Genomic DNA, 22,424 nt, shown 5'->3' on the forward strand with positions numbered 1-22,424 from the left:
GGCGCGGCCGGCTCAGTGGCTCCCGGTCTCCCCGCCGGACAGGCGCTGGGCCAGGTAGATCGGGACGACCGACAAGACGATCAGGGCGGCGGCGACCACGTTGACCACCGGGGCCTGGTTCGGCCGGAAGAGGTTCTCGAAGATCCACAAAGGCAGGGTCCTGACCCCGGCCCCCGCCGTGAACGTGGTCACGATGATCTCGTCGAAGGACAGCGCGAAGGCCAGCAGGCCGCCCGCGAGCAGCGCCGAGCGCACCATCGGGAAGGTGACCAGTCGGAAGGTGGTGAAGGTGTCGGCGCCCAGGTCGGCCGAGGCCTCCTCCACGGAGGTGCCCAGGCGGCCCAGCCGGGCCAGCATGTTGTTGTAGACGGTCACCACGCAGAAGGTGGCGTGACCGACGATCACGGTGAACAGCCCCAGACCCACCCCGAAGGGCGCCAGCACCGCCCGGAAGGCGTTGTTCAGCGCGATGCCGGTGACGATGCCCGGCAGGGCGATCGGCAGCACGATCAGCAGCGAGACCGCGTTCCTGCCGAAGAAGGAGTAGCGCTGGATCGCGAAGGCGACCATCGTGCCGAGCACCAGGGCGATCGCCGTGGCGCCCGCTCCCGCCTGGATCGACGTCCACAGTGCCGCACGCACGCCGGAGGAGTTCCAGGCCGCCTGCCACCACTGGACGGTGAACCCGCTGGGCGGCCAGCCGAAGGTGCGGTCGGCGTTGAAGGAGTTGAGCAGCACGATCAGCAGCGGTACGTAGACGACGCCGAGTCCGGCCGCCAGCGTGGCCCACAGCGTCACGCGAGCCGTACGGGACAGGTTCACAGGTTCTCCAGGGCGCCGGTGCGGCGGACCGCGGTGAGGTAGACCAGCATGATCATCACGGGGACGGTGGCGACCGCGGCGGCGAAGGGCAGGTTGTTGGCCGCGCCGATGTTGTCGTAGACGACGTTGCCGATGAGCTGTGACTTACCGCCCACGATCTTCACGGCGATGTAGTCGCCGAGCGACAGGGAGAAGGTGAAGACCGAACCCGCGACCGCGGCCGGGAAGGTGAGGGGCCACACCACCGTCCGGAACGTCCGCCAGCCGCGCGCCCCGAGGTCGCCGGCGGCGTCCAGCAGCGAGTTCGGTAGCCGCTCCAGACCGGCGTAGATCGGCAGGATCATGTACGGCAGCCACAGGTAGGACAGGGTGACGATCGTGGCGGTCAGGCCGTATCCCCAGCCGAGGACGCCGTTGGAGGAGAGCATCACCCGCCAGGCGTAGGCCTTCACCAGATAGGACGCCCACAGCGGGGTGAGCACCGCGATCACCAGCCAGCGCTGCGCGCCCGGCGAGGCCAGCTTGGCCATCGCGAACGCCATCGGGAAGGCGATCACCAGGTCGATCAGCGTCACCGCGACCGCCACTCCCACCGAGCGCAGCGCGATCGTCCGGTACACCTCGCCGGTGAACAGGTCCTGGAAGTTGGCCCAGGTGAACTCCTTGACCAGGTCGCCGGTGAAGGTGTCGGTGCTCCAGAAGGCCGTCACGAACAGGGCGGCCAGGGCGCCGAGGTAGGCGACGCCGAGCCAGAGCATCGGAGCGGACAGCAGCAGCGACAGCCGTACGCCCGCGTGCCGGTGCAGGAAGGCGGCGAGCCTGCGCCGCGGCGCACGGCCCGCCAGAGCGGTGGTGTTCAGCTTGGGCTCCTTGCCATGGGGAAGGGGAGGGAGCCGCCGCCGCGCTCCGGCGGGAGCGGGACGGCGGCCCGTGCTGCGGGATCAGCCCTTGATCTCGGTCCAGGCCCGGGTCCACGCGGAGTAGTCCTTGCACTTGACGTCGGTGCGGCCGTCCAGGCACTGGGCGATCGGCGTGGTCCAGAACCAGACCTTGGAGAAGTAGCTCTCGTCGGTCGCGTGGAAGGTCTCGCAGTGCTTCGGGTCGGCGGTCAGCGCGCAGGACTCGGAGTTGGCGGGAGCCTCCCCGAAGTATTCGGCGACCTGGGCGTTGGCCTTGGGGGAGATGATCCAGTCCATCCACTTGTAGGCGCAGCCGGGGTGCTTGGCGGCGGCGGCGACCATCCAGGTGTCCGACCAGCCGGTCGCCCCCTCCTCGGGCAGGGTCACCTCGACCGGGGCCTTGTCGGCCTTGGCCACGTTGGCGATGACCTGCCAGGTGGTGCCGACGACGGAGTCGCCGCTCTTGAAGGCCTGCACCTCCTTGGTGTAGTCCGACCAGTATTCGCCGACGAGCTTGCGCTGCTGCTTGAGCAGGTCGACCGAGGCCTGGAACTGCTTGTCGTCGAGCGCGTAGGGGTTCTTGATGCCGAGGTCGGGCTTGGTCGCCATCAGGTAGAGCGCCGCGTCGGCGATGTAGATGGGCGAGTCGTAGGCGGTGACCTTCCCCGCGTACGGCGAGGCGGGGTCGAACACCGTGCTCCAGGAGTCGGGCGCGGGCTTGACCGTGTCGGTGCGCCACATGAGCAGGTTGGCCCCGCGGCCGTGCGGCACGCCGTAGGCGACCCCGTTGACCGAGTTCCAGGCCTTGTTCTTCAGGCCGTCGAAGACCTTGGCGTAGTTCGGTATCAGCGAGGTGTTGACCGGGGCGACGGCCCCGGAGGCGATCAGGCGGAGCGAGGCGTCGCCCGAGGCGGAGACCACGTCGTACTCGCCGGTCTTCATCAGGTTGACCATCTCGTCGGACGTGCCGGCGGTCTTGGAGTTGACCTGGCAGCCGGTGGCCTTCTCGAACGGGGTGACCCAGTCGACCTTGGGGTCGTTGGTGCCGTCCTCGGCGTAACCGGCCCAGTTGACCAGGTTGACCTGGCCCTCGCCCGCCCCGAGCGTCTTCGGCGCGTCGAGTTTGGGCGGAGTGAAACCGTTCTGGCCCGGAGCGGCGGCCGTACCGGGCCCCGGGGATGACGAGCCACCGCAGGCGGTCGCGGTGGCGAGGGCGAGCGCGGACAGGGCGACCGCGCCGTGCCTGATGAGAATCCGGGGACGCATATGATGACGACCTTTCTTACGGGACGATCGCGAACTCGTGTCTGCGGTTCCAGACGAGCCGGACCCTGGTGCCGCGCAGGCCCATCACGTCCATGGACGAGGCCTGCAGGTTCTGCTGGAGCGCGATGAGCCGCCCGCCCGCGTCGAGGTCGACCACGAAGCGGGTGGCGGGCCCGGCGTAGACGACCTCGCCGATGGTGCCCGTCGCGCTGTGCTCGGCGTCGCCGACCTCGTCGCCGAGATCGGCCACGCGCAGTTTCTCCGGCCGCACACTGAACGTGCCCTCTTTGCCGAGCACGATGCGCGCGGCCTCGCCGGAGATCAGGTTGGAGGTGCCCACGAACCCCGCGACGAACGTGCTGGCCGGTTGCTCGTAGATCTCCGCCGGCGTGCCGACCTGCTCGATCCGGCCCCGGTCGAACACCGCGACCCGGTCGCTCATCGTCAGCGCCTCCTCCTGGTCGTGGGTGACGAACAGGAAGGTGATGCCGACCTGGCGCTGGATGGACTTGAGCTCGACCTGCATCTCCTCGCGGAGCTTGAGGTCCAGCGCGCCGAGCGGCTCGTCCAGCAGGAGCACGCGGGGGCGGTTGACCAGGGCGCGGGCCAGGGCGACCCGCTGGCGCTGGCCGCCGGAGAGCTGGCCGGGCCTGCGCCGCTCCATGCCCTCCAGCCGGACCGAGGCCAGCGCGGCCATGGCCCGCTCCCGCCGCTCGGCCCGGGGCACCCGCTTGACGCGCAGGCCGTACTCGACGTTGTCCACCACGCTCATGTGGGGGAAGAGCGCGTAGTCCTGGAACACCGTGTTGACGTCGCGTTCGAAGGGGGCGAGCCGGGTGACGTCCATCCCGCCGAGCTCGACCGTGCCCGCGGTGGGCGACTCGAAGCCCGCGATCATCCGCAGCACGGTCGTCTTTCCCGAACCCGAGGGCCCGAGCATGGCGAAGAACTCGCCGTCGGCGATGTCGAGATCGACGCCGGTGACCGCGTCGACGGCGCCGAAGCTCTTGCGGAGGCCGCGCAGCCTCACAGCTGGGTCTGACATGGCCGAAAACATATGGGGTTAAATGTTTTCTTGCAAGCTCTGATCAGGTATCACTGGTGCGGGCGCCAAGAATGAGGCGTTTGCGGCGGTCGCTGCGCATGGGCGAGCACCGCGTGACGTCGATGGTGAGGGGGCGCACGACCGTGGCCGACATCTCCGGTGGCGCCCGGCTGGCCGCGTTCGCGCCGGTGGACAGCACCGCGCGGGTGGACGCCGTGGTCCGGCGGCTCACCGACGCCATCGCCCTGGGCCTGCTCGCCGACGGCGAGCAGCTGCCGAGTGAGGCCGAGCTCGCCGCCCAGCTCGGCGTCTCCACGGTCACGTTGCGGGAGGCGCTGATGGCCCTGCGGCAGCAGGGCATGGTCGAGACGCGGCGCGGGCGCGGCGGCGGCAGCTTCGTGCGGGTGCCGGCGGAGGCGCCGGGCCCGGGCGAGCGGCTGCGCGCCTTCACCGTGGACGAGCTGCGCGATCTGGGCGACCACTACGCCGCCATCGCCGGGGCCGCCGCCAGGCTGGCCGCCCAGCGGGCCCTGCCGGAGGACGTCGCGCCGCTGCGGCGGACGCTGCGGGAGATGGCCGACACCCGGGACGAGGCGCACCTGCGCAGACTGCACGGCCGTTTCCACATCGAGGTGGCGGCCGTGTCGCAGTCGGCGAGACTCACTCAGGAAGAGATCCGGTTACAGGCTGACATCGGACCGTTGCTCTGGCTCGCCCACACGGGAGAGGATGGGCCGTCGGCTCGGCACCACGCCATCGCCGAGGCCATCCACCGCGGTGACGACGACCACGCCAGAAGCCTGGCGGAGCGGCACGTGCTCGACGCGGTGGAACACCTCATCGAACTGCGTCTGCGGCAGCCGTGACGGTCAGCGTGTGTAGGGGGTGGGTCGAGGTGAGTGAACAGGGCGTGCTGCCGGCGCCCGGCGCCGCGGCCGCGGTCGCGGCGGCGGTGGGCGACATCGTGGACATCGTGGACGGCGTCTTCGCCCGGCTCCACCGGGTGCGTGACGCGGCGGTCCGCGCCGTGGGCCCGGCGCCGGTGAGCGCCGACCTGGCGGCGCTGCGCCCGGTGCTCTTCCCGCTGCTGGGTGGTCTGATCTCCGGGATCGGGTTCATCGCCGCGCCGGGGCTGCTCGCCGACGCGCCGTGGTATCTGGAGTGGTGGCAGGAGGGCGCCTCGGGCGAGCCGGTGCAGCTCATCAGGGACATGAACCCCTCCAGCAGCGCCTTCTACGACTACACGCACTGGGAGTGGTTCGCCGGTCCGCGCTCCGGCGCCGAGCACACCATGGCCGGTCCCTACGTGGACTTCCTGTGCACCGACGAATACTCCCTCACGCTGTCGGTGCCCGTGTTGAGCGGCGGGGAGTTCCTCGGGGTGGCGGCGGCCGACGTGTTCGTGCGCCGCTTCGAGACCGCGGTGTCGCCGGTGCTCCGCGGGATCGAGGGGCCCGCCTTCCTGGTCAACGCCTCCGGCCGGGTGGTGGCCTCCACCACCGCCAAGTGGCTGGCCGGATCGATCTTCCGGGGAGCCCCGGGCCTGGCCGCCCGGCCATGCCGGAAGCTACCCCTCTCCCTGGTTGCGGCACAATTGCCGCATGTCCCTTGACCCCGCCATCGCGGCACGGCTGAAGCGCACCGGCGACGGGCTGGTGCCCGCAATCGTCCAGCAGTACGACACGGGTGAGGTGCTGATGCTCGCCTGGATGGACGACGAGGCGCTGCATCGCACGCTCACCACCGGCCGCGCCACCTACTGGTCGCGCAGCCGCGGTTCCTATTGGGTGAAGGGCGACACCTCCGGTCACGTCCAGCATGTCAAGTCCGTCGCCCTCGACTGCGACGGCGACACGATCCTGCTCAAGGTCGACCAGGTGGGCGCCGCCTGCCACACCGGCGACCGGACCTGCTTCGACGCCGACGAGCTTGCGGTGAACCCGAAGTGACGGCCGCACGCGCGCTGTGGACCTGGGTGGCGGCCTGCGCGGTGGGCGCGGGGCTGGTGCTGCTCGCCGCGGGGCGCGACTGGTTCACCGTGACCTACGGCGCGCGCAGGGCTGCGGTGCCCGCCGCCGAACTGGCTCCCGCACTCGGCCCGGCGGCCTGGGCGGCGCTCGCCGCGGTGGTCGCCGTCCTCGCGACCCGGGGCGTGTGGCGCAGGGTCGTCGGAGGGGTGATGGCGCTCTGCGGAGCGGGGGTGCTCGCCTGGACGTGGCAGGGCGGCCGTGCCGACGCGGCGCTGCGGATCGCGGCTCAGAAGATCCCCATGGCCGGGACCGACGCCCTGAACGCCACTCCCGCCACCGCCTGGCCGCTGGTCGCCGGGGTGGGAGGGCTGCTGCTGGTGTGCGGGGGGGCGGTGGCCGTTCTGCGGGGTGCCGGCTGGCCTGGCATGTCCGACCGTTACGACCGCCGCGGATCGGGCTCCGCTGGCGCGGGCCGTGCCGCCGCGGGGGCTCCGAGCGAGCGGGCGCTGTGGGATGCGATCGACCTCGGCGCCGATCCGACGATCGACTCGGAGCACGGGGAGCACGGGGAGCACGGGGAGCACGGGGAGCACGGGGAGCACGGGGAGCACCGGGAGCACAGGGAGCGCTGAGGCGGGTGGCGGGGACGGGGCGGGCGCCCCGGATCCGTGGGCCGGAGCGGGCCTTCTCCGCCGATCACAACTTGCCCACGGAGCGGGCACGATTCCTCGATGGAGACGCGGGTTTCGCTAGGATTTCGCCCGCAACTCGCAAATAGGGGAGTCATTCATGAGCTATGGGAATCAGTCCGGCGGCTACGGACCGCCGCAGGGCGGGGGATACGGCTCCTCTGGCGGTTACGGCTCCCCCGGCGGCTACGGACCGCCGCCCGGCGGCGGTTACGACCCCTATGGCTATGGCGCGCAGCCGCCGCCCCGGGGCAACAACGGCATGGCCATCGCCGCGCTGATCATGGGCATCGTCGGGCTGTTCACCTGCGGCGTCCCCTCGATCGTGGGCATCGTGCTCGGCCACATCTCGCTGGGCCAGATCAAGCGGACGGGGGAGGAGGGCCGGGGCATGGGCATCGCCGGCCTGGTCCTGTCCTACTTCGGCGTCGCCGGCTGGGTGATCTTCCTGCTGGTCTGGCTGGTCATGATCGGCGCCCTGGCCAGTTCCGCCTCGCTGTCGGGTTACTGACGGGCATCGGCGCCCGCCTTGAGTATCGTGGCCGGTGACGGGTAGTCGCTCAGCCGCTGGTGGAAGAGGTGCGGGCAGGCCGATGGTGAGGGGAAGAGCCGTGAGTGCGCGAAGGCCGCGGGCGCGGGCCGTGCTGGCCCCGCTCGGCGCCGCGCTGGCCGCTGGGGCCGCGGTCGCGTTCGTGCGCGCGGTGGACCCGAACGAGCCGGGCCATTACCCCACCTGTCCCTTCCTCATGCTCACCGGGTTCTACTGCCCGGGGTGCGGCGGCCTGCGCGCGGTGCACGCGCTGGCGCACGGTGACCCTGTCTCGGCGCTGGGGCTCAACCCCCTCGTCGTGGCCGCGGTTCCGGTCCTGGCCCTCGTGTGGGGCCGGTGGACGGTGCGCTCCTGGCGGGGCGAGCCGTTCAACGGGAAAGCCGTCCGCCCTGTCTATGTATGGGCTTTTCTTGCGTTAATGATCGTTTTTTGGATAATGCGAAATGTTCCTTTTGGGGAATTCTTGGCTCCATAGTCACCTATAGGCGTCACCCGGTGGCGGGGTGACCGCGGCGAGGCCGATAGCATCGGCTGGACAAGGCAATCGATCGGGAGGGGCCTTACTCGTGAGCGAGTGGAGCGAGCGGACCATGGGCACGGCAGCGTTCGCGAACTTGACCTCCGAGTTTCGCGAGGAGGGCAAGTGAGCGTGCTGGAGGAGATCCTCGAAGGGGTCCGCGCGGATCTGGCCGACCGGCAGGAGGCGGTTTCGCTGGCCGAGCTCAAGGAGCGGGCCGGACGGGCGCCGGCACCCCGTGACGCCTACGCGGCGCTGGGGGGCGACCAGGTGGCGGTCATCGCCGAGGTGAAGCGTTCCAGCCCGTCCAAGGGCGCGCTGGCCGCGATCGCCGACCCCGCCGCGCTCGCCGGCGACTACGAGTCGGGCGGCGCCCACGTCATCAGCGTGCTGACCGAACGGCGCCGTTTCGGCGGCAGCCTCGACGACCTGGCCGCCGTGCGCGCCGTGGTCGACATCCCGGTGCTGCGCAAGGACTTCGTCGTCACCTCCTACCAGCTCTGGGAGGCTCGGGCCTACGGTGCCGACCTGGTGCTGCTGATCGTGGCCGCGCTGGAGCAGAACGCGCTGGTCTCGCTCATCGAGCGGGCCGAGTCGATCGGGCTGACCCCGCTGGTCGAGGTGCACACCGAAGAGGAGCTCGACCGGGCGCTCGCCGCCGGAGCGAAGATCATCGGCATCAACGCGCGGAACCTCAAGACCCTTGAGGTGGACCGCGAGGTGTTCGCCAAGCTGGCCCCGAAGATCCCCGAAGGCATCATCAAGATCGCCGAGTCGGGCGTGCGCGGCCCCCACGACCTGCTCGCCTACGCCAGGGCCGGCGCCGACGCCGTCCTGGTCGGCGAGAGCCTGGTCACCGGCAAGGATCCGCGGGCCGCCGTGGTCGACCTGGTCACCGCCGGTGCCCACCCCGCATCCCGACCCGAGGGGCAGTAAGCAGTGGCAGCGACAGACGGAACCCTTCTCACTCCGGCCGACCTGGCGGGCAACGGCGTCCACGGCAACGACCCGGACGTCCACGGCAAGTTCGGCGTGTTCGGCGGGCGTTACGTGCCCGAGGCGCTCATCCCGGCGCTCGACGAGGTGGCCGCCGAATACGAGAAGGCCAAGAACGACATCGCGTTCCTGCGCGAGTTCGACCACCTGCTGCGCACCTACGCCGGACGGCCGACCACGCTCACCGAGGTGCCCAGGTTCGCCGAGCAGGCGGGCGGCGCCCGGATCATCCTCAAGCGCGAGGACCTGACCCACACCGGCGCCCACAAGATCAACAACGTGCTGGGCCAGGCCCTGCTGACCAAGCGCCTGGGCAAGACGAGGGTGATCGCCGAGACCGGCGCGGGCCAGCACGGCGTGGCCACCGCCACCGCCGCGGCCCTGATGGGCCTGGAGTGCGTCATCTACATGGGGGCCGTCGACTGCGAGCGCCAGGCGCTCAACGTCGCCCGCATGAAGCTCCTCGGCGCCACCGTCGTCCCGGTCACCAACGGCAGCCAGACCCTCAAGGACGCCATCAACGAGGCCTTCCGCGACTGGGTCGCCAACGTCGACCGGACCCACTACCTGTTCGGCACGATCGCCGGCCCGCACCCGTTCCCGGAGATCGTCCGCGACTTCGCCCGCATCATCGGCGTCGAGGCCCGCCGCCAGATGCTGGAGCTGACCGGAAAGCTGCCGGACGCCGTCGCCGCCGCGGTCGGCGGCGGTTCCAACGCGATCGGCATCTTCCATGCCTTCCTCGGTGACGAGGGCGTCCAACTGCACGGATACGAGGCCGGCGGCCGAGGGCTGGAGTCCGGTGAGCACGCCCTGACCCTCACCGAGGGGTCCATCGGGGTCCTGCACGGCTCGCGCACTTACGTCCTGCAGGACGAGGAGGGCCAGACGGTCGAGTCGCACTCGATCTCCGCCGGCCTCGACTACCCCGGCGTCGGCCCCGAGCACGCCTGGCTCAAGGACACCGGCCGGGCCTCCTACCACGGCATCACCGACGCCGAGGCGATGGACGCCTTCTCGCTGCTGGCCCGCACCGAGGGCATCATCCCGGCGATCGAGTCCTCCCACGCGCTCGCCGGAGCCCTCAAGCTCGGCCGCGAGCTGGGCCCCGAGGCGACCATCCTGGTCAACCTCTCCGGCCGCGGTGACAAGGACATGGGCACTGCCATGAAGTACTTCAACCTCTGACGACCGACTTGCTTCCCCTCCGGCGCGGCCGGAGGGGACGGAGGCCACGAACCGCAACGGAACCAACCATGACGACTCTTCAGACGGTGTTCGCCAAGGCGAAGGCGGACGATCGCGCCGCTCTCATCGGATACCTGCCCGCCGGATTCCCCACCAAGGACGGCGCGATCACGGCCGCCGCCGCCATGGTGGAGGCGGGTTGCGATGTGATCGAGATCGGCCTGCCGTACTCCGATCCGCTCATGGACGGCCCGACGATCCAGGACGCCGTGCACCGGTCGCTGACCAACGGCACCCGCATCGCCGACGTGTTGCGCACGGTCGAGGGCGTGGCCAAGACGGGCGCCGCCACGCTGGTCATGACCTATTGGAATCCGATCGACCGCTACGGCGCCGACCGGTTCGCCCGTGACCTGGCCAGCGCGGGCGGGGTGGGCACCATCACCCCCGACCTGACCCCCGAGGAGTCCGAGCCCTGGCGCGCCGCCAGCGCGGGGGCCGGGATCGACACCGTCTTCCTGGTCGCGCCGAGCTCTCCCGAGAGCCGTATCAAGGCCGTCGTGGACTGTTGCACCGGCTTCGTCTACGCCGCCTCGCTGATGGGCGTCACCGGCGCCCGCGAGTCGGTCGGTGAGGCCGCCCAGGGCCTGGTCGAGCGGACCCGCCTGCAGACCGACATGCCGGTCTGTGTCGGACTGGGTGTGGGTACCGGCAAGCAGGCGGCCGAGGTGGCCCGCTACGCCGACGGCGTCATCGTGGGTTCGGCGTTCATCCGAAGGCTCCTGGACGCCCCGGACGAGGTCTCCGGCCTGGCGGCGGTTCGCGAGCTGGGCGCCGAGCTGGCGGCCGGCGTCCGGGCCTGACCTCTCGCTCCGGCCTGACCGTCCCGTCCGAGACCTGACCGGCCTGTCCGTCCCGTCCGAGATGACCGTCCCGTCCGGGACCTGGCAGCCCCGGGCCGGGACCTCCTCGCCCGGGATCCGGTCCTCCATCCGGGACGCTCGCGTCCCGCCCGGGACGTCCCTCAGGAACGCGGCCGTCCGTCACGACGGCCGCGTTCTCTTTTCCGGGGGCGGGTCGTCGTGATCCGCGCGGGCGGAGGCGCAAAGCCGTCTCGCCCGAGCCGTACCGGCCCGCTTGCCCTTCTTCTTCCTCGTCCGGTGGGACCTTCGCCCGCTTCCCTGTCCGGCGGGACCCCGCCCGGCGGTGCGGTCGGTGAACCGCCGCGGCCCGGCGGGGAGGGGGAGGGTCGAAGCCCCTCGGACAGGTCGTGCCAAGTGCCGTGCGGCGCCGTGAAGGAGCCGTCCAGCGAGATCGTGGCCGAAGTTCGCCGTAGGATTACTGTCTGTCGCGTCGGCCCGTCACCTTCGCGCTCCGGTGTGCCGGCTCCGCAGGTTTCCTGTCCGGCATTTGACTTATTCGACGCTTATCACGCTCGTGATGGGGTTTCCCCCAGATGGCATCGTATTTATAGAGGTCGGTTTATAACGGGGGCCCGGAATAGGAGACGATGGTGCTCGTGACTTCTGACAAGCCCGTGCTTCCGCGGTCGCACTCGGCGAGTTCGGCGCTACCCTGGGTGACGACCGTCTCGCGGCTGGTGCTGGCGGGTGTGCTCATCGTCGCAGGCTGGCAGAAGATCGGCGCGCCGGTGCTGTCCGTGCAGGCGGTCAAGGCATACGAACTGCTTCCGGACTCGCTCGCCACGGTGCTCGGCTACGGCCTGCCCATCGTGGAGATCGTTGTAGGGGTGTTGCTGGTTGTCGGGCTGCTCACACGTGTCGCGGGCATCGTCTCCGCGCTGCTCATGCTGGCGTTCGTCATCGGCATCGCCTCGGCGTGGGCACGCGGGCTGCGGATCGACTGCGGTTGCTTCGGGGGCGGCGGTCAGCTCAAGGCCGGTGTGGAGCCCGACTACCTCGTCGACATCCTGCGGGACGCCGGCCTCTTCGCGCTGGGCGTGATCGTGGCCTGGCTCCCGCCGGGACGGTTCGCGCTGGACTCCGCGCTGGGGCTGGCCCCGGGACGGGAGCCGTACGACGACGACATCGAGGGCGACGACGAGAAGCCCTATGAAAAGGAGAAGCACTGATGGGCAAGGCCGCGCGGGATCAGTCGGCGCGTGACCGGATCAAGGCGCAGCGCGAGGAGCAGCGGCAGAAAGAGCGGCTCAAGCGCATCGCGACGATCACGACCGTCGCGGTCGTCGCGCTCGGCGCCGTCGGGGCCGGCTGGTGGTACGCCGCTCAGGGAAGCAAGCCGGAGGAGGCCACCGGGGCACTGGCGCCGATCACCGTCGCCGAGGACGGCTCCGTGGTGATGGCCAAGACCGGCGTGGACAAGCCGGTGCTGGACGTCTACGAGGACTTCCAGTGCCCCGCGTGCAAGGCGCTGGAGGAGACCAGCGGCGCCACGATCAAGAACCTGGCCGCCGAGGGCAAGGCCAAGGTGGTCTACCACCCGATCACCATCTTTCCGCAGGAGATGAACAAGGGCGTCACCCGCGGCAACTCCGTCCGGGCCGGCGCGGCGTCCCGCTGCGTCCCCGGCGGCGCCCCGTGGTCCAAATACCACGACAGGCTGTTCAAGGGACAGCCGTCCGAGACCGTCGAGGGCTTCAAGATCGGTGACCTGGTCGCCTGGGGCAAGGACGCCGGGGTCACCGACCCGGGCTTCGAAAAGTGCGTGACCGACCAGCAGAAGGCCGCCACGCACATCGCCTACAGCACCAAGGTCCTGGAGAGCGCCAAGCTCCAGGGCACCCCGACGTTGAAGCTCAACGGCACCGAGGTGAGCAACGACGTCGCGTTCAAGCCGGGCGATCTGCGCAAGGCGGTCCTTGATGCCGCCAACCAGCCCGCGACACGGTAACGTCACCTGACATGCCCCTCGCCTCGATTCCCAGCCCCTCCCAGGGTGTCTGGCATCTCTTCGGCGTGGTCCCCATCCGGGCCTACGCACTGTGCATCGTGCTCGGCGTCATCGTCGCCGTCGTCATCGGCGAGCGCCGCTGGCGCGCCCGCGGCGGCGCGCCCGGCACGATCGTGGACCTCGCCGTCTGGGCCGTGCCGTTCGGCCTGGTCGGCGGGCGCCTCTACCACGTCATCACCGACTGGCAGCTCTACTTCGGGCCGGACGCGCCCAACGAGCCGATCGAGGCGTTGTTCATCTGGAACGGCGGCCTGGGCATCTGGGGGGCCGTGGCGCTCGGCGCGCTGGGCGTGTGGTTCGGCTGTCGCGGCCGAGGGCTGTCGCTGTCCGCGGTGGCCGACACCGTCGCCCCCGCCATCGTGGTCGCCCAGGCCATCGGCCGCTGGGGCAACTATTTCAACCAGGAGCTGTTCGGCAGCCCGACCGACCTGCCGTGGGGCCTGGAGATCGACCCCGACCGGCCGGGCACGGTGCCGGGCGAGGCGACCTACCATCCCACGTTCCTGTACGAATCGATCTGGGACCTGGGCCTGGCCCTGTTACTGATCTGGGCCGGTCGCAGGTTCGCGCTGCGCCACGGCCGCCTGTTCGCCCTCTACGTCGCGGGCTACACCCTGGGCCGGTTCTGGATCGAGGGCCTGCGGGTCGACGCCGCCCACCACATCCTTGGCCTGCGGCTCAACCAGTGGACTTCCGTCATCCTGTTCCTCGCGGCGCTGGCCTATTTCTGGTATGCCGGAAGGAAGACCGGTGAGGAGTCCGTCGGCGTGACGCCGGAGCTCGCACCGGCCGGTGAGGGGGCCGTCGATCCGGCCCACCCGTCCGATGAGGCCGACGCCGCGGAGACGGCCGGTGAGGGCGGCGAGCCGGGCGGTGACGACGAGCCGGGCGGCGTGACGCCGCTGGTCGCGTCGGCAGCCGAGGGGGCCGTCGATCCGGCCCACCCGTCCGACCAGGCCGACGCCGCGGAGACGGCCGACAGTCCGGACACGCTCGGGGCTTCCCGGGAGGAGGTCGCGACGCGAGTCGCGTCCGAAGGAGAGAAAGAAAAGCGATGAGCGTAGGCGAGTCCGGGGGGCGCGCCGAGATCCATCACGCGCACCGTGACGTCAACGGCGGCTGGCTGCGCCCCTCGGTGTTCGGTGCGATGGACGGGCTTGTCTCCAACTTCGCCCTGATCGCGGGCGTCGCCGGCGGCACGCCGAGCACCAGGGTCATCGTGCTGGCCGGCGTGGCCGGGCTGGCGGCGGGCGCTTTCTCCATGGCCGGAGGCGAATACGTCTCGGTGGCCAGCCAGCGTGAGCTCGCTCTCGCCGAGATCGACGTGGAGCGGCGCGAGCTCGAGCGCCATCCCGAGGCCGAGCAGGCCGAGCTCGCCCAGCTCTACGAGGCGCGCGGAGTCGACCCCGACGTGGCGGCCGAGGTGGCCAGGCAGATCTCCCAGGATCCGGTGAAGGCGTTGGAGGTGCACTCCGAGGCCGAGCTCGGGGTCACCCCCGACGACCTGCCCTCTCCCAAGATCGCCGCGGTGTCCTCGTTCCTGTCCTTCAGCGTGGGCGCGGTCCTGCCGCTCCTGCCGTACCTGCTGGGGGTCACCAGCCTGGTGGGCTCGGCGGTGATCTCCTGCCTGGCCCTGTTCGGCGCGGGTGCGCTGGTCTCCCGTGTCACCGCGCGCAGCTGGTGGTACAGCGGGCTGCGCCAGCTCGTCGTCGGAGTGGTCGCGGCCGGCCTGACCTTCGGTCTCGGTCACCTCCTGGGAGGGGGCGCGCTGTGACGCCCCCTCCTGCCCGCAAGCGCCGCCGCACCTCGTCGAAGACCTCGACCTGGAGCATCCCCCAGCTGGAGGAGTGGGGGCTGAGCCGGTTCCAGCAGCGACTGCTGGCGGTCATCGCGTCGGTGGCCGGCGTGCTGGTCGCCGCGGTCGTCCTCACGTTCGTGATCGGTTCGATGGGCAACGACTTCGTGCCCGAGCGGGCCACCGCCGCGGCCATCTCCACCCAGCCCCGGCCCGACGCCTACAAGGGCTGGGTCTCGCCGAAGCTGTTCGCGCCGATCGCGCAGAGCAAGGCGGACCCCACCCCGCTGACCTTGAAAGACGTCTTCGCGGAGAAGGTCCTCAAAGAGGGCAGGATCACGCTCAAGCTGGCCGGCACCAAGCTCGACGCCGACTGCTCGGCGGCGATCTGGGGGCAGGCACTGACGGACCGGCTCGTCCAGGCCGGATGCACCCAGGCCGTGCGAGGGGTCTACGCCGCCGCCGACGGCCGCCACGTCGCCCAGTACACCCTGCTCAACCTGCGCGACACCGCCTCGGCCGACGCGCTCGTGCAGTCGCTGACGACCATGCACAGGGGTGGCTGGGCCCGTCCGCTGGAGTCGGACCGGGCGCGCTTCCCGGCCGGTGGCCACACCGAGGCCAGCGGCCATGCCATGGGCCACTATGTGGGCCTGGTCTGGATCGGCCGCGCCGACGGGGCCGAGCCGGGGGCCAGGGACGACTTCGTCTCCCTGTCCCTGGCGGTCCGTGGCGCGGAGAAGGCCGTCTTCCGCCGTGTCGTCGCGGCCGGATCCGGCACCGCTCCCTGAGATCGCCCTGCGCTCCCGTCCCCGGCCTCCGGCGTCGCCGCCGTCCCCTAAGCCTGCGCGGCGCCCCAGGTCCCAGTAGGCTCATCGGTCATGCGCAAGTGGATCGCCGTCGTCGCCGTGCTGCTCACCGTCGCCGCGGGGGCGGCGTTCCTGTGGCTGCGCGGCGGCGAGGACCCCACGCGTCCGGCCACCTTCCGGGGTGAGCCGACCACGGCGCACTACGCGGCGATCGCCACCCGCGCCGCCGACCCCGATCCGCTGAGCGCCGCGGAGATGTTCCCCACCGGGTCGGTGACCGCGGGCGGGACCACGCTCGCGAGCCAGGGCAACGAGACGCTCACCGACTGCGCCTCGGCGGTGTGGGGAAGCGCCGAGGCGGCGGTCTCCGGCTGCACCCAGGTGCTGCGCGCCCACTACGCGACCCCGGACGGCCGGGTCTCCGGGCAGTTCCTCATCTTCAATCTGGCCGACTCCGCCGCGGCCGACAAGCTCGTGGCGGCCCTCGCGAACGGTGGGTTCGTACGGCCGGCCCCGGGCACCCCCGCCGGGTTCGACGGCTCCCGCGGCTGGGCGCAGGCCCGGGCCCTGGGCCACTACGTGAGCGTGAGCTGGGTCGCTCCGGTGGGTGGCGCGGGCCGGGCCGACCTCACCTATCCGCAGGTCGCGGTGGACGGTCTCAGCCTGGTGATCCAGCGGCGCCTGCTGCGCTGAGGGAGCTCGCCACCACGGACGGGAGCTCCTGGAGCCGGTGGGCCGGCAGTTCCAGGACGGTGACGTCGTCGGCCCACGGGGCGACGTCGGAGATGATCGCCCTGGCCTGTTTCTTGGTCAGGTCGTCCCGGGCCTTGATGAGGGCCTCGCGCCAGGTGTTGGCGAGCTTGCCGTGGGCGTTGTCCAGGATGCGGCGCAGGATCCGCTCCTCCTGCGTCGCCGGAGGCGGCAGCCGTAGGGCGTGGATCGTGCGGCCTTCGACGGTCAGCTCGTAAACCGGGGAGAGCAGGGCGGCGGGGAGATCCTTCGGCGGCGCGGCCAGGGTGACCTGGACGTCGCGGGCGCGGGTGGCCAGCAGCAGCCGGGGGAGGGCGGCCTCCAGCCCGGCCGGTACGGCTATCGCCACGGTGCCGGGGTCGCTGGCGTAGGGCTTGGCCAGCCAGGTCGCCAGGCGGGCCCGGGGTGTCCTGGCGAGCGTCTCCTTCGGCCATTCGCCCACGAGCACCTCGGGAGCCCGGTCGGCGGCGGCCGGTGCGGGGGAGACCGGTGCGGGCGAGGCCGGGCCGGTGGACTCGATGGACTGGGGGCCGTGGGTGTAGATGGCGGCGCCGAAGCCGTCGACCCGGGCGGCCACCGCGGGCCAGGTCTTGGTGGTGGGGCGCAGGATGTAGAGGTCGGCGGCGGAACCGATGGCCTCGGCGCCGTGGTAGCGGTTGAAGTCGGGATAGATCGCCTCGTTGACCAGGTTGAGCTGGGACAGGGCGTGCTGCACTTTCAGCGCGAGGGCCGGGGTGCGCTCGCTCGCGCCGTAGGCCAGCAGGATTCGGCCCTGTTCGCGGTCCCGGAGCCCCTCCACGGCGCGGGCGGTGAACAGCCCGATGCCCTCGGGGGTGTAGGGCGGATCGGTGATCGCCAGGTCGGCCCACGACTGGGCGGAAGCGGGCAGCCCCAGGCGCAGGTCGGCCCAGCGGGTCCGCACGTTGAGGCCGAGCCGGTCGGCGTGGCCGGCGATGTAGGCGAGGATGCGCTCGTCGACGTCCACCACGGTCACCTCGACGCCGGGGTGCAGCATCGCGGTGGCCAGCGAGGTCAGGTCGTGGTCGCCCACGCACAACAGCCGGGCCCCGTCCAGCCAGAATCGGGCGTCCAGCAGCAGCGCCCGCCGGACCACGGTGTCGGCGGTCGCGGCCACGTGGTCCAGCGCCTGGCGGCCGCGGGGCGCCTCGGCGACCAGCTTCTCCATCCGCGCCACCAGGCCGGCGTGCTCGGCGAGCAGGTGCGCCACCGGGTCGGCGGGCGCGATCCCGCCTCCTGCGAGGCCGATCAGCGGTTCCCGGAGCCGGAAGCGGTCACCGGAGCGCTCCAGCTCGACCTCGCGCAGCAGGGCCTCGACGGTCCGTCGTGACGTCGCGCTCTCCCGCACCAGATCCGCCAGCGTCCACCAGCGGCCCTCGCCCAGCAGCGCCAGGACCGTCCGCAGCCGCCTGCCGTCCACACCCGCCTGCGCGATGAGCGCCGCAATCGCTTCCATGGGGCCACCCTAGAGCCCTCACCTGGAATGCCATGACCCGTTGACGTGTTGAACGGTGTGGACGTATCAGCACTAAATGTTCGCGATGTGGACCGGGTAGGCACGTTTCCGACAGGGTACGGTAATGTCTACACACCACGCAGCAGGGCCAACGTCGTCCCTTGCTTGTTCCAAAGAAGCAAGACGACGGGAGGGATTCAATGCCTGCTGCCCACCTCGGCTTTCCCGAGCCCCAGGGCCTCTACCACCCCTCGCACGAGCACGACGCCTGTGGCGTCGCCATGGTCGCGGACGTGGCCGGGCGCCGCAGTCACGACATCGTCGCGAAGGCCCTGACAGCGCTCTGCAATCTCGATCACCGAGGAGCTCAGGGTAGCGAACCGGACACCGGCGACGGAGCCGGAATCCTGACGCAGATCCCCGACGTCTTCTTCCGCGCGGTGACGGACCTTCCGCTGCCCGCGGCGGGTTCCTACGCCGTCGGCACGGCCTTCCTGCCCGTCGACCCCGAGGCCCGCCGGAGCGCCGTGCGGGTGATCGAGGAGATCGCGGCCGAGGAGGGCCTGACGGTCCTCGGCTGGCGCGACGTGCCGGTCGACTCCACGCTGCCCGGGCCGAGCGCCCGCGCGGTGATGCCGTTCTTCCAGCAGCTCTTCGTCTCCTCCCCGGACGGCGAGAGCGGGCTGGAGCTGGACCGGCTGGCCTTCTGCCTGCGCAAGCGGGCCGAGCACGAGGCGGACGTCTATTTCCCCTCGCTGAGCTCCCGGACGATCGTCTACAAGGGCATGCTCACCCCGCCGCAGGTCGAGCCGTTCTTCCCCGACCTGAGCGACGAGCGCTACGAGACCGCGATCTCGCTGGTCCACTCGCGCTTTTCCACCAACACCTTCCCGTCGTGGCCGCTGGCGCACCCCTACCGCTACGTCGCCCACAACGGCGAGATCAACACGGTCAAGGGCAACCGCAACTGGATGCGGGCCCGTGAGGCCATGCTGGAGACCGCCGCCATCCCGGGCGAGCTGTCGCGGCTCTTCCCGATCTGCGACCCCGACGGCTCCGACACCGCCTCCTTCGACGAGACGCTGGAGCTGCTGCACCTCGCCGGGCGCAAGCTGCCGCACGCGGTGCTGATGATGATCCCCGAGGCGTGGGAGAGCCACACCGAGATGGACCCCGCGCGGCGGGCGTTCTACGAGTTCCACTCCACGCTCATGGAGGCGTGGGACGGCCCGGCTTCGATCACCTTCTCCGACGGCACCCGGGTGGGTGCCGTCCTCGACCGCAACGGTCTGCGTCCCGGGCGGTTCTGGGTCACCAAGGACGGTCTGGTCGTGCTGGCCTCCGAGGCCGGCGTGCTCGACATCGCGCCGCAGGACGTGGTCCGCAAGGGCCGCCTGCAGCCCGGCAAGATGTTCCTGATCGACACCGAGCTCGGCAAGATCATCGAGGACGACGAGATCAAGGCCGAACTCGCCGCCGAGCTGCCCTACGCCGACTGGCTGCACGCCGGGCTGGTCCGCTTCGAGGAGCTGCCCGCCCGCTCGCGTGAGATCCCGACCCACGAGGCGCTGATCAAGCGGCAGCAGACTTTCGGCTACACCGAAGAAGAGCTGCGCATCATCCTGTCGCCGATGGCCAAGGTGGGCGCCGAGCCGATCGGCTCGATGGGCACCGACACCCCGGTCGCCGTGCTCAGCGAGAAGCCCCGGCTGCTGTTCGACTACTTCAGCCAGCTCTTCGCGCAGGTGACCAACCCGCCGCTGGACGCCATCCGAGAGGAGCTGGTCACCTCCCTGGCCAGCACGCTCGGCCCCGAGGGCAACCTGCTCAACCCGGGCCCGGCCTCCTGCCGCCAGCTCGTGCTGCCGTACCCGGTGATCGACAACGACGAGCTCGCGAAGATCATTCACATCAACGACGAGGGCGCGCTGCCGGGCTTCCACCCGCGGGTGATCTCCGGCCTGTACGAGGTCCGTGGCGGCGGCGACGCGCTGCTGCACCGTCTGGAGGAGATCCGCGCCGAGGTCTCGGCGGCGATCGAGGACGGGGCGCGGATCATCGTGCTGTCCGACCGCGGCTCCTCCGACGTGCTGGCCCCGATCCCGTCGCTGATGCTCACCGGCGCGGTCCACCACCACCTCATCGCCCAGAAGACCCGCACCCGGGTCGGCCTGGTCATCGAGACCGGCGAGGCCCGCGAGGCCCACCACATGGCGCTCCTGATCGGCTACGGCGCGGGCGCGGTCAACCCCTACCTCGCCATCGAGACCGTCGAGGACATGGTCGACTCCGGTGTCCTGGAGATCGACAAGCACAAGGCCGTGCGCAACCTCATCAAGGCGTACGGCAAGGGCGTGCTGAAGGTCATGTCCAAGATGGGGGTGTCCACCGTCGCCTCCTACACCGGCGCGCAGATCTTCGAGGCGCTCGGTCTGGGCAAGGACGTCATCGACGTCTGCTTCGCCGGGACGACCTCCCGCCTGGGCGGCGTCGGCTTCGACGTCCTCGCCCGGGAGGTCGCGCTCCGCCACGGGCGGGCCTACCCGAGGGCGGAGAACCCCCACCGCCGCCTGGAGGTCGGCGGGGAGTACCAGTGGCGCCGCGAGGGCGAGCCGCACCTGTTCAACCCCGAGACCGTCTTCAAGCTGCAGCACGCCACCCGCTCGCGCCGCTACGAGATCTTCAAGGAGTACACCGGCCTGGTGGACTCCCAGGCCGAGAAGCTGATGACGCTGCGCGGCCTGTTCAAGTTCCGTGACGGCGTCCGCGAGCCGATCCCGATCGACGAGGTCGAGCCGGTATCCGAGATCGTCAAGCGGTTCTCCACCGGTGCGATGTCCTACGGCTCCATCTCCATGGAGGCGCACGAGACCCTCGCCATCGCGATGAACCGGTTGGGCGCGAAGTCCAACACCGGCGAGGGCGGCGAGGACCCCGAGCGGCTCTACGACTCCGCCCGCCGTTCCGCCATCAAGCAGGTGGCCTCGGGCCGGTTCGGCGTGACCTCGGAGTATCTGGTCAACGCCGACGACCTGCAGATCAAGATGGCCCAGGGCGCCAAGCCCGGCGAAGGCGGTCAGCTGCCCGGCCACAAGGTCTACCCGTGGATCGCCAAGACCCGGCACTCCACCCCGGGGGTCGGCCTCATCTCGCCGCCGCCGCACCACGACATCTACTCCATCGAGGACCTCGCCCAGCTCATCCACGACCTGAAGAACTCCAACCCGGTCGCCCGCGTGCACGTCAAGCTCGTGGCCGAGGTCGGCGTCGGAACGGTCGCGGCGGGCGTGTCCAAGGCCCACGCGGACGTGGTGCTCATCTCCGGCCACGACGGGGGCACCGGTGCCTCCCCGCTGACCTCGCTCAAGCACGCGGGAGCGCCCTGGGAGCTCGGCCTGGCCGAGACCCAGCAGACGCTGCTGCTCAACGGCCTGCGCGACCGGATCGTCGTGCAGGTGGACGGCCAGCTGAAGACCGGCCGCGACGTGGTCATCGCCGCGCTGCTCGGCGCGGAGGAGTACGGCTTCGCCACCGCTCCGCTGGTCGTCTCCGGCTGCGTGATGATGCGCGTGTGCCACCTGGACACCTGCCCGGTCGGCGTCGCCACCCAGAACCCCGAGCTGCGCAAGCGGTTCAGCGGCAAGCCCGAGTTCGTGGTCAACTTCTTCGAGTTCATCGCCGAGGAGATCCGCGAATACCTCGCCGCTCTGGGCTTCCGCAGCCTCGACGAGGCCATCGGCCACGCCGAGCTGCTGGACACCACCTCGGCCGAGAACCACTGGAAGGCCGCGGGACTGGACCTGGCGCCGATCCTGCACCAGCCGGAGCTGCCCGAGGGTGCCGCGCTGCGCCGTACGCAGGAGCAGGACCACGGCCTGGACAAGGCGCTGGACCACACGCTGATCCAGCTCGCCGAGGGGGCGCTGGCCAACGGCCGGCGGGTCACCCTCGAACTGCCCATCCGCAACGTCAACCGCACGGTCGGCACCATGCTCGGCCACGAGGTGACCAAGCGGTACGGCGGGGCCGGGCTCCCCGACGACACCATCGAGGTCCGGTTCACCGGCTCGGCGGGCAACTCCTTCGGCGCCTTCGTGCCCAGGGGCATCACGCTGCGGCTGACCGGCGACGCCAACGACTATCTCGGCAAGGGCCTGTCGGGCGGCCGGATCACGCTTCAGCCGCACGACGAGGCTCCGCTGGAGGGGCACATCATCGCCGGAAACGTCGGCCTGTACGGCGCGACCTCCGGCGAGGTGTTCGTCCGCGGGGTGATGGGGGAGCGGTTCTGCGTCCGCAACTCCGGCGCCACCGCGGTCGTCGAGGGCGTCGGCGACCACGGCTGCGAATACATGACGGGCGGCAAGGTGGTCGTCCTCGGCCCGACCGGCCGCAACTTCGCGGCCGGCATGTCCGGTGGCGTCGCCTATCTGCTCGATCTCAACGCCGACCGGGTCAACCGCGAGATGGTGGAGATCGAGGCGCTGGACGAGACCGACTCCGAGATGCTGCGGGAGGTCGTCGAGGCGCACCTGACCGAGACCGGTTCCACGGTGGCCAAGGCGCTCCTCACCGACTGGGACCCGGCCCGGTTCAGCAAGATCATGCCGACGGACTACAAGCGGGTCCTCAACGCCGCCGAGGCCGCGCGCCTCGAAGGCCGCGACATCGACGAGGCGGTCATGGCCGCCGCGGTCCAGGGATGACGCCGATGCCGACACAC

The 22,424-nt window shown here is 70.9% G+C and carries 21 protein-coding genes; 16 read left to right on the forward strand and 5 right to left on the reverse strand.

Annotated elements, in window-relative coordinates; translation table 11 throughout:
• Nucleotides 1–12: 12 nt before the first annotated feature.
• The 4 genes from ACQPYK_RS15450 to ACQPYK_RS15465 all read right to left on the reverse strand — a co-directional run bounded on the left by ACQPYK_RS15450 (nt 13) and on the right by ACQPYK_RS15465 (nt 4,032).
• On the reverse strand, nt 13–822 hold the full coding sequence (locus tag ACQPYK_RS15450) for an ABC transporter permease (RefSeq protein ID WP_433255776.1): 810 nt from the start codon (nt 820–822) through the stop codon (nt 13–15).
• Complete coding sequence (locus ACQPYK_RS15455; RefSeq protein ID WP_433255779.1) at nt 819–1,580, reverse strand: ABC transporter permease; 762 nt, start codon at nt 1,578–1,580, stop codon at nt 819–821. The genes ACQPYK_RS15450 and ACQPYK_RS15455 overlap by 4 nt, the downstream gene beginning before the upstream one ends.
• A 183-nt stretch (nt 1,581–1,763) precedes the next feature.
• Nucleotides 1,764–2,987, reverse strand: a complete 1,224-nt coding sequence (locus ACQPYK_RS15460; RefSeq protein WP_433255781.1) for an ABC transporter substrate-binding protein — start codon at nt 2,985–2,987, stop codon at nt 1,764–1,766.
• Between the two features lie 16 nt (nt 2,988–3,003).
• The gene (locus ACQPYK_RS15465) at nt 3,004–4,032 is read right to left on the reverse strand and encodes an ABC transporter ATP-binding protein (RefSeq protein ID WP_433255784.1); all 1,029 of its coding nucleotides are present in this window, start codon (nt 4,030–4,032) and stop codon (nt 3,004–3,006) included.
• 71 nt (nt 4,033–4,103) lie between these two features.
• On the opposite strand from ACQPYK_RS15465, the gene ACQPYK_RS15470 reads away from it, so the two are divergent.
• The 15 genes from ACQPYK_RS15470 (at nt 4,104) to ACQPYK_RS15540 (ending at nt 16,170) form a co-directional block, all read left to right on the forward strand.
• Entirely contained in the window at nt 4,104–4,898 is a 795-nt protein-coding gene (locus ACQPYK_RS15470) for a FadR/GntR family transcriptional regulator (RefSeq protein ID WP_433255787.1), read from the forward strand.
• A 29-nt stretch (nt 4,899–4,927) separates the two neighbouring features.
• A complete protein-coding gene (locus ACQPYK_RS15475) occupies nt 4,928–5,644 on the forward strand; it encodes a cache domain-containing protein (protein WP_433255790.1) in 717 nt (238 codons plus the stop codon).
• Nucleotides 5,634–5,981 (forward strand): phosphoribosyl-AMP cyclohydrolase, encoded by a 348-nt coding sequence (gene hisI, locus ACQPYK_RS15480; protein ID WP_433255792.1) that lies wholly within the window; start codon nt 5,634–5,636, stop codon nt 5,979–5,981. The genes ACQPYK_RS15475 and hisI overlap by 11 nt, the downstream gene beginning before the upstream one ends.
• A complete protein-coding gene (locus tag ACQPYK_RS15485) occupies nt 5,978–6,634 on the forward strand; it encodes a Trp biosynthesis-associated membrane protein (protein ID WP_433255794.1) in 657 nt (218 codons plus the stop codon). The genes hisI and ACQPYK_RS15485 overlap by 4 nt, the downstream gene beginning before the upstream one ends.
• A gap of 157 nt (nt 6,635–6,791) precedes the next feature.
• On the forward strand, nt 6,792–7,202 hold the full coding sequence (locus tag ACQPYK_RS15490; protein ID WP_433255796.1) for a DUF4190 domain-containing protein: 411 nt from the start codon (nt 6,792–6,794) through the stop codon (nt 7,200–7,202).
• 100 nt (nt 7,203–7,302) lie between these two features.
• A complete protein-coding gene (locus tag ACQPYK_RS15495) occupies nt 7,303–7,716 on the forward strand; it encodes a DUF2752 domain-containing protein (protein ID WP_433255799.1) in 414 nt (137 codons plus the stop codon).
• Between the two features lie 168 nt (nt 7,717–7,884).
• Entirely contained in the window at nt 7,885–8,694 is an 810-nt protein-coding gene (trpC, locus tag ACQPYK_RS15500) for an indole-3-glycerol phosphate synthase TrpC (RefSeq protein WP_433255802.1), read from the forward strand.
• A 42-nt stretch (nt 8,695–8,736) separates the two neighbouring features.
• On the forward strand, nt 8,737–9,942 hold the full coding sequence (gene trpB, locus ACQPYK_RS15505) for a tryptophan synthase subunit beta (RefSeq protein WP_433258807.1): 1,206 nt from the start codon (nt 8,737–8,739) through the stop codon (nt 9,940–9,942).
• 68 nt (nt 9,943–10,010) lie between these two features.
• Nucleotides 10,011–10,805: a tryptophan synthase subunit alpha gene (gene trpA, locus ACQPYK_RS15510; protein WP_433255805.1), complete on the forward strand. Its 795-nt coding sequence runs from the start codon at nt 10,011–10,013 to the stop codon at nt 10,803–10,805.
• A 647-nt stretch (nt 10,806–11,452) separates the two neighbouring features.
• A complete protein-coding gene (locus tag ACQPYK_RS15515) occupies nt 11,453–12,034 on the forward strand; it encodes a MauE/DoxX family redox-associated membrane protein (protein WP_433255808.1) in 582 nt (193 codons plus the stop codon).
• On the forward strand, nt 12,034–12,813 hold the full coding sequence (locus ACQPYK_RS15520) for a thioredoxin domain-containing protein (RefSeq protein WP_433255811.1): 780 nt from the start codon (nt 12,034–12,036) through the stop codon (nt 12,811–12,813). The genes ACQPYK_RS15515 and ACQPYK_RS15520 overlap by 1 nt, the downstream gene beginning before the upstream one ends.
• Nucleotides 12,814–12,824: 11 nt before the next feature.
• Nucleotides 12,825–13,931 carry a prolipoprotein diacylglyceryl transferase gene (gene lgt / locus ACQPYK_RS15525; protein WP_433255814.1) on the forward strand — a complete coding sequence of 369 codons (1,107 nt, stop codon included), beginning with the start codon at nt 12,825–12,827 and terminating at the stop codon, nt 13,929–13,931.
• On the forward strand, nt 13,928–14,647 hold the full coding sequence (locus ACQPYK_RS15530) for a VIT1/CCC1 transporter family protein (protein ID WP_433255817.1): 720 nt from the start codon (nt 13,928–13,930) through the stop codon (nt 14,645–14,647). Before lgt ends, ACQPYK_RS15530 begins: the two co-directional genes overlap by 4 nt.
• A complete protein-coding gene (locus ACQPYK_RS15535; protein ID WP_433255819.1) occupies nt 14,644–15,459 on the forward strand; it encodes a hypothetical protein in 816 nt (271 codons plus the stop codon). Before ACQPYK_RS15530 ends, ACQPYK_RS15535 begins: the two co-directional genes overlap by 4 nt.
• A gap of 90 nt (nt 15,460–15,549) precedes the next feature.
• Entirely contained in the window at nt 15,550–16,170 is a 621-nt protein-coding gene (locus tag ACQPYK_RS15540; RefSeq protein WP_433255821.1) for a hypothetical protein, read from the forward strand.
• Here the strand turns inward: ACQPYK_RS15540 and ACQPYK_RS15545 are convergent.
• Complete coding sequence (locus tag ACQPYK_RS15545; protein ID WP_433255823.1) at nt 16,136–17,701, reverse strand: bis-aminopropyl spermidine synthase family protein; 1,566 nt, start codon at nt 17,699–17,701, stop codon at nt 16,136–16,138. The genes ACQPYK_RS15540 and ACQPYK_RS15545 overlap by 35 nt on opposite strands.
• 200 nt (nt 17,702–17,901) lie before the next feature.
• Between ACQPYK_RS15545 and gltB the strand changes: the two genes are divergently transcribed.
• The gene (gene gltB, locus ACQPYK_RS15550) at nt 17,902–22,407 is read left to right on the forward strand and encodes a glutamate synthase large subunit (protein WP_433255826.1); all 4,506 of its coding nucleotides are present in this window, start codon (nt 17,902–17,904) and stop codon (nt 22,405–22,407) included.
• Nucleotides 22,408–22,424: the final 17 nt, after the last annotated feature.

This window comes from Streptosporangium sp. CA-135522 (assembly GCF_050949235.1).
In the GTDB taxonomy this organism is placed as follows: Bacteria; Actinomycetota; Actinomycetes; order Streptosporangiales; family Streptosporangiaceae; genus Streptosporangium.

Excerpts from the sequence above, each read along its gene's own strand:
- ACQPYK_RS15490 (WP_433255796.1), top strand. The coding sequence starts at position 6,792 with ATGAGCTATGGGAATCAGTCCGGCGGCTACGGACCGCCGCAGGGCGGG.
- lgt (WP_433255814.1), top strand. The coding sequence starts at position 12,825 with ATGCCCCTCGCCTCGATTCCCAGCCCCTCCCAGGGTGTCTGGCATCTC.
- ACQPYK_RS15460 (WP_433255781.1), bottom strand. The coding sequence starts at position 2,987 with ATGCGTCCCCGGATTCTCATCAGGCACGGCGCGGTCGCCCTGTCCGCG.
- ACQPYK_RS15520 (WP_433255811.1), top strand. The coding sequence starts at position 12,034 with ATGGGCAAGGCCGCGCGGGATCAGTCGGCGCGTGACCGGATCAAGGCG.
- ACQPYK_RS15470 (WP_433255787.1), top strand. The coding sequence starts at position 4,104 with ATGAGGCGTTTGCGGCGGTCGCTGCGCATGGGCGAGCACCGCGTGACG.
- ACQPYK_RS15540 (WP_433255821.1), top strand. The coding sequence starts at position 15,550 with ATGCGCAAGTGGATCGCCGTCGTCGCCGTGCTGCTCACCGTCGCCGCG.
- trpA (WP_433255805.1), top strand. The coding sequence starts at position 10,011 with ATGACGACTCTTCAGACGGTGTTCGCCAAGGCGAAGGCGGACGATCGC.
- ACQPYK_RS15455 (WP_433255779.1), bottom strand. The coding sequence starts at position 1,580 with ATGCTCTGGCTCGGCGTCGCCTACCTCGGCGCCCTGGCCGCCCTGTTC.
- ACQPYK_RS15515 (WP_433255808.1), top strand. The coding sequence starts at position 11,453 with ATGGTGCTCGTGACTTCTGACAAGCCCGTGCTTCCGCGGTCGCACTCG.
- ACQPYK_RS15530 (WP_433255817.1), top strand. The coding sequence starts at position 13,928 with ATGAGCGTAGGCGAGTCCGGGGGGCGCGCCGAGATCCATCACGCGCAC.
- gltB (WP_433255826.1), top strand. The coding sequence starts at position 17,902 with ATGCCTGCTGCCCACCTCGGCTTTCCCGAGCCCCAGGGCCTCTACCAC.
- hisI (WP_433255792.1), top strand. The coding sequence starts at position 5,634 with ATGTCCCTTGACCCCGCCATCGCGGCACGGCTGAAGCGCACCGGCGAC.
- ACQPYK_RS15545 (WP_433255823.1), bottom strand. The coding sequence starts at position 17,701 with ATGGAAGCGATTGCGGCGCTCATCGCGCAGGCGGGTGTGGACGGCAGG.
- ACQPYK_RS15465 (WP_433255784.1), bottom strand. The coding sequence starts at position 4,032 with ATGTCAGACCCAGCTGTGAGGCTGCGCGGCCTCCGCAAGAGCTTCGGC.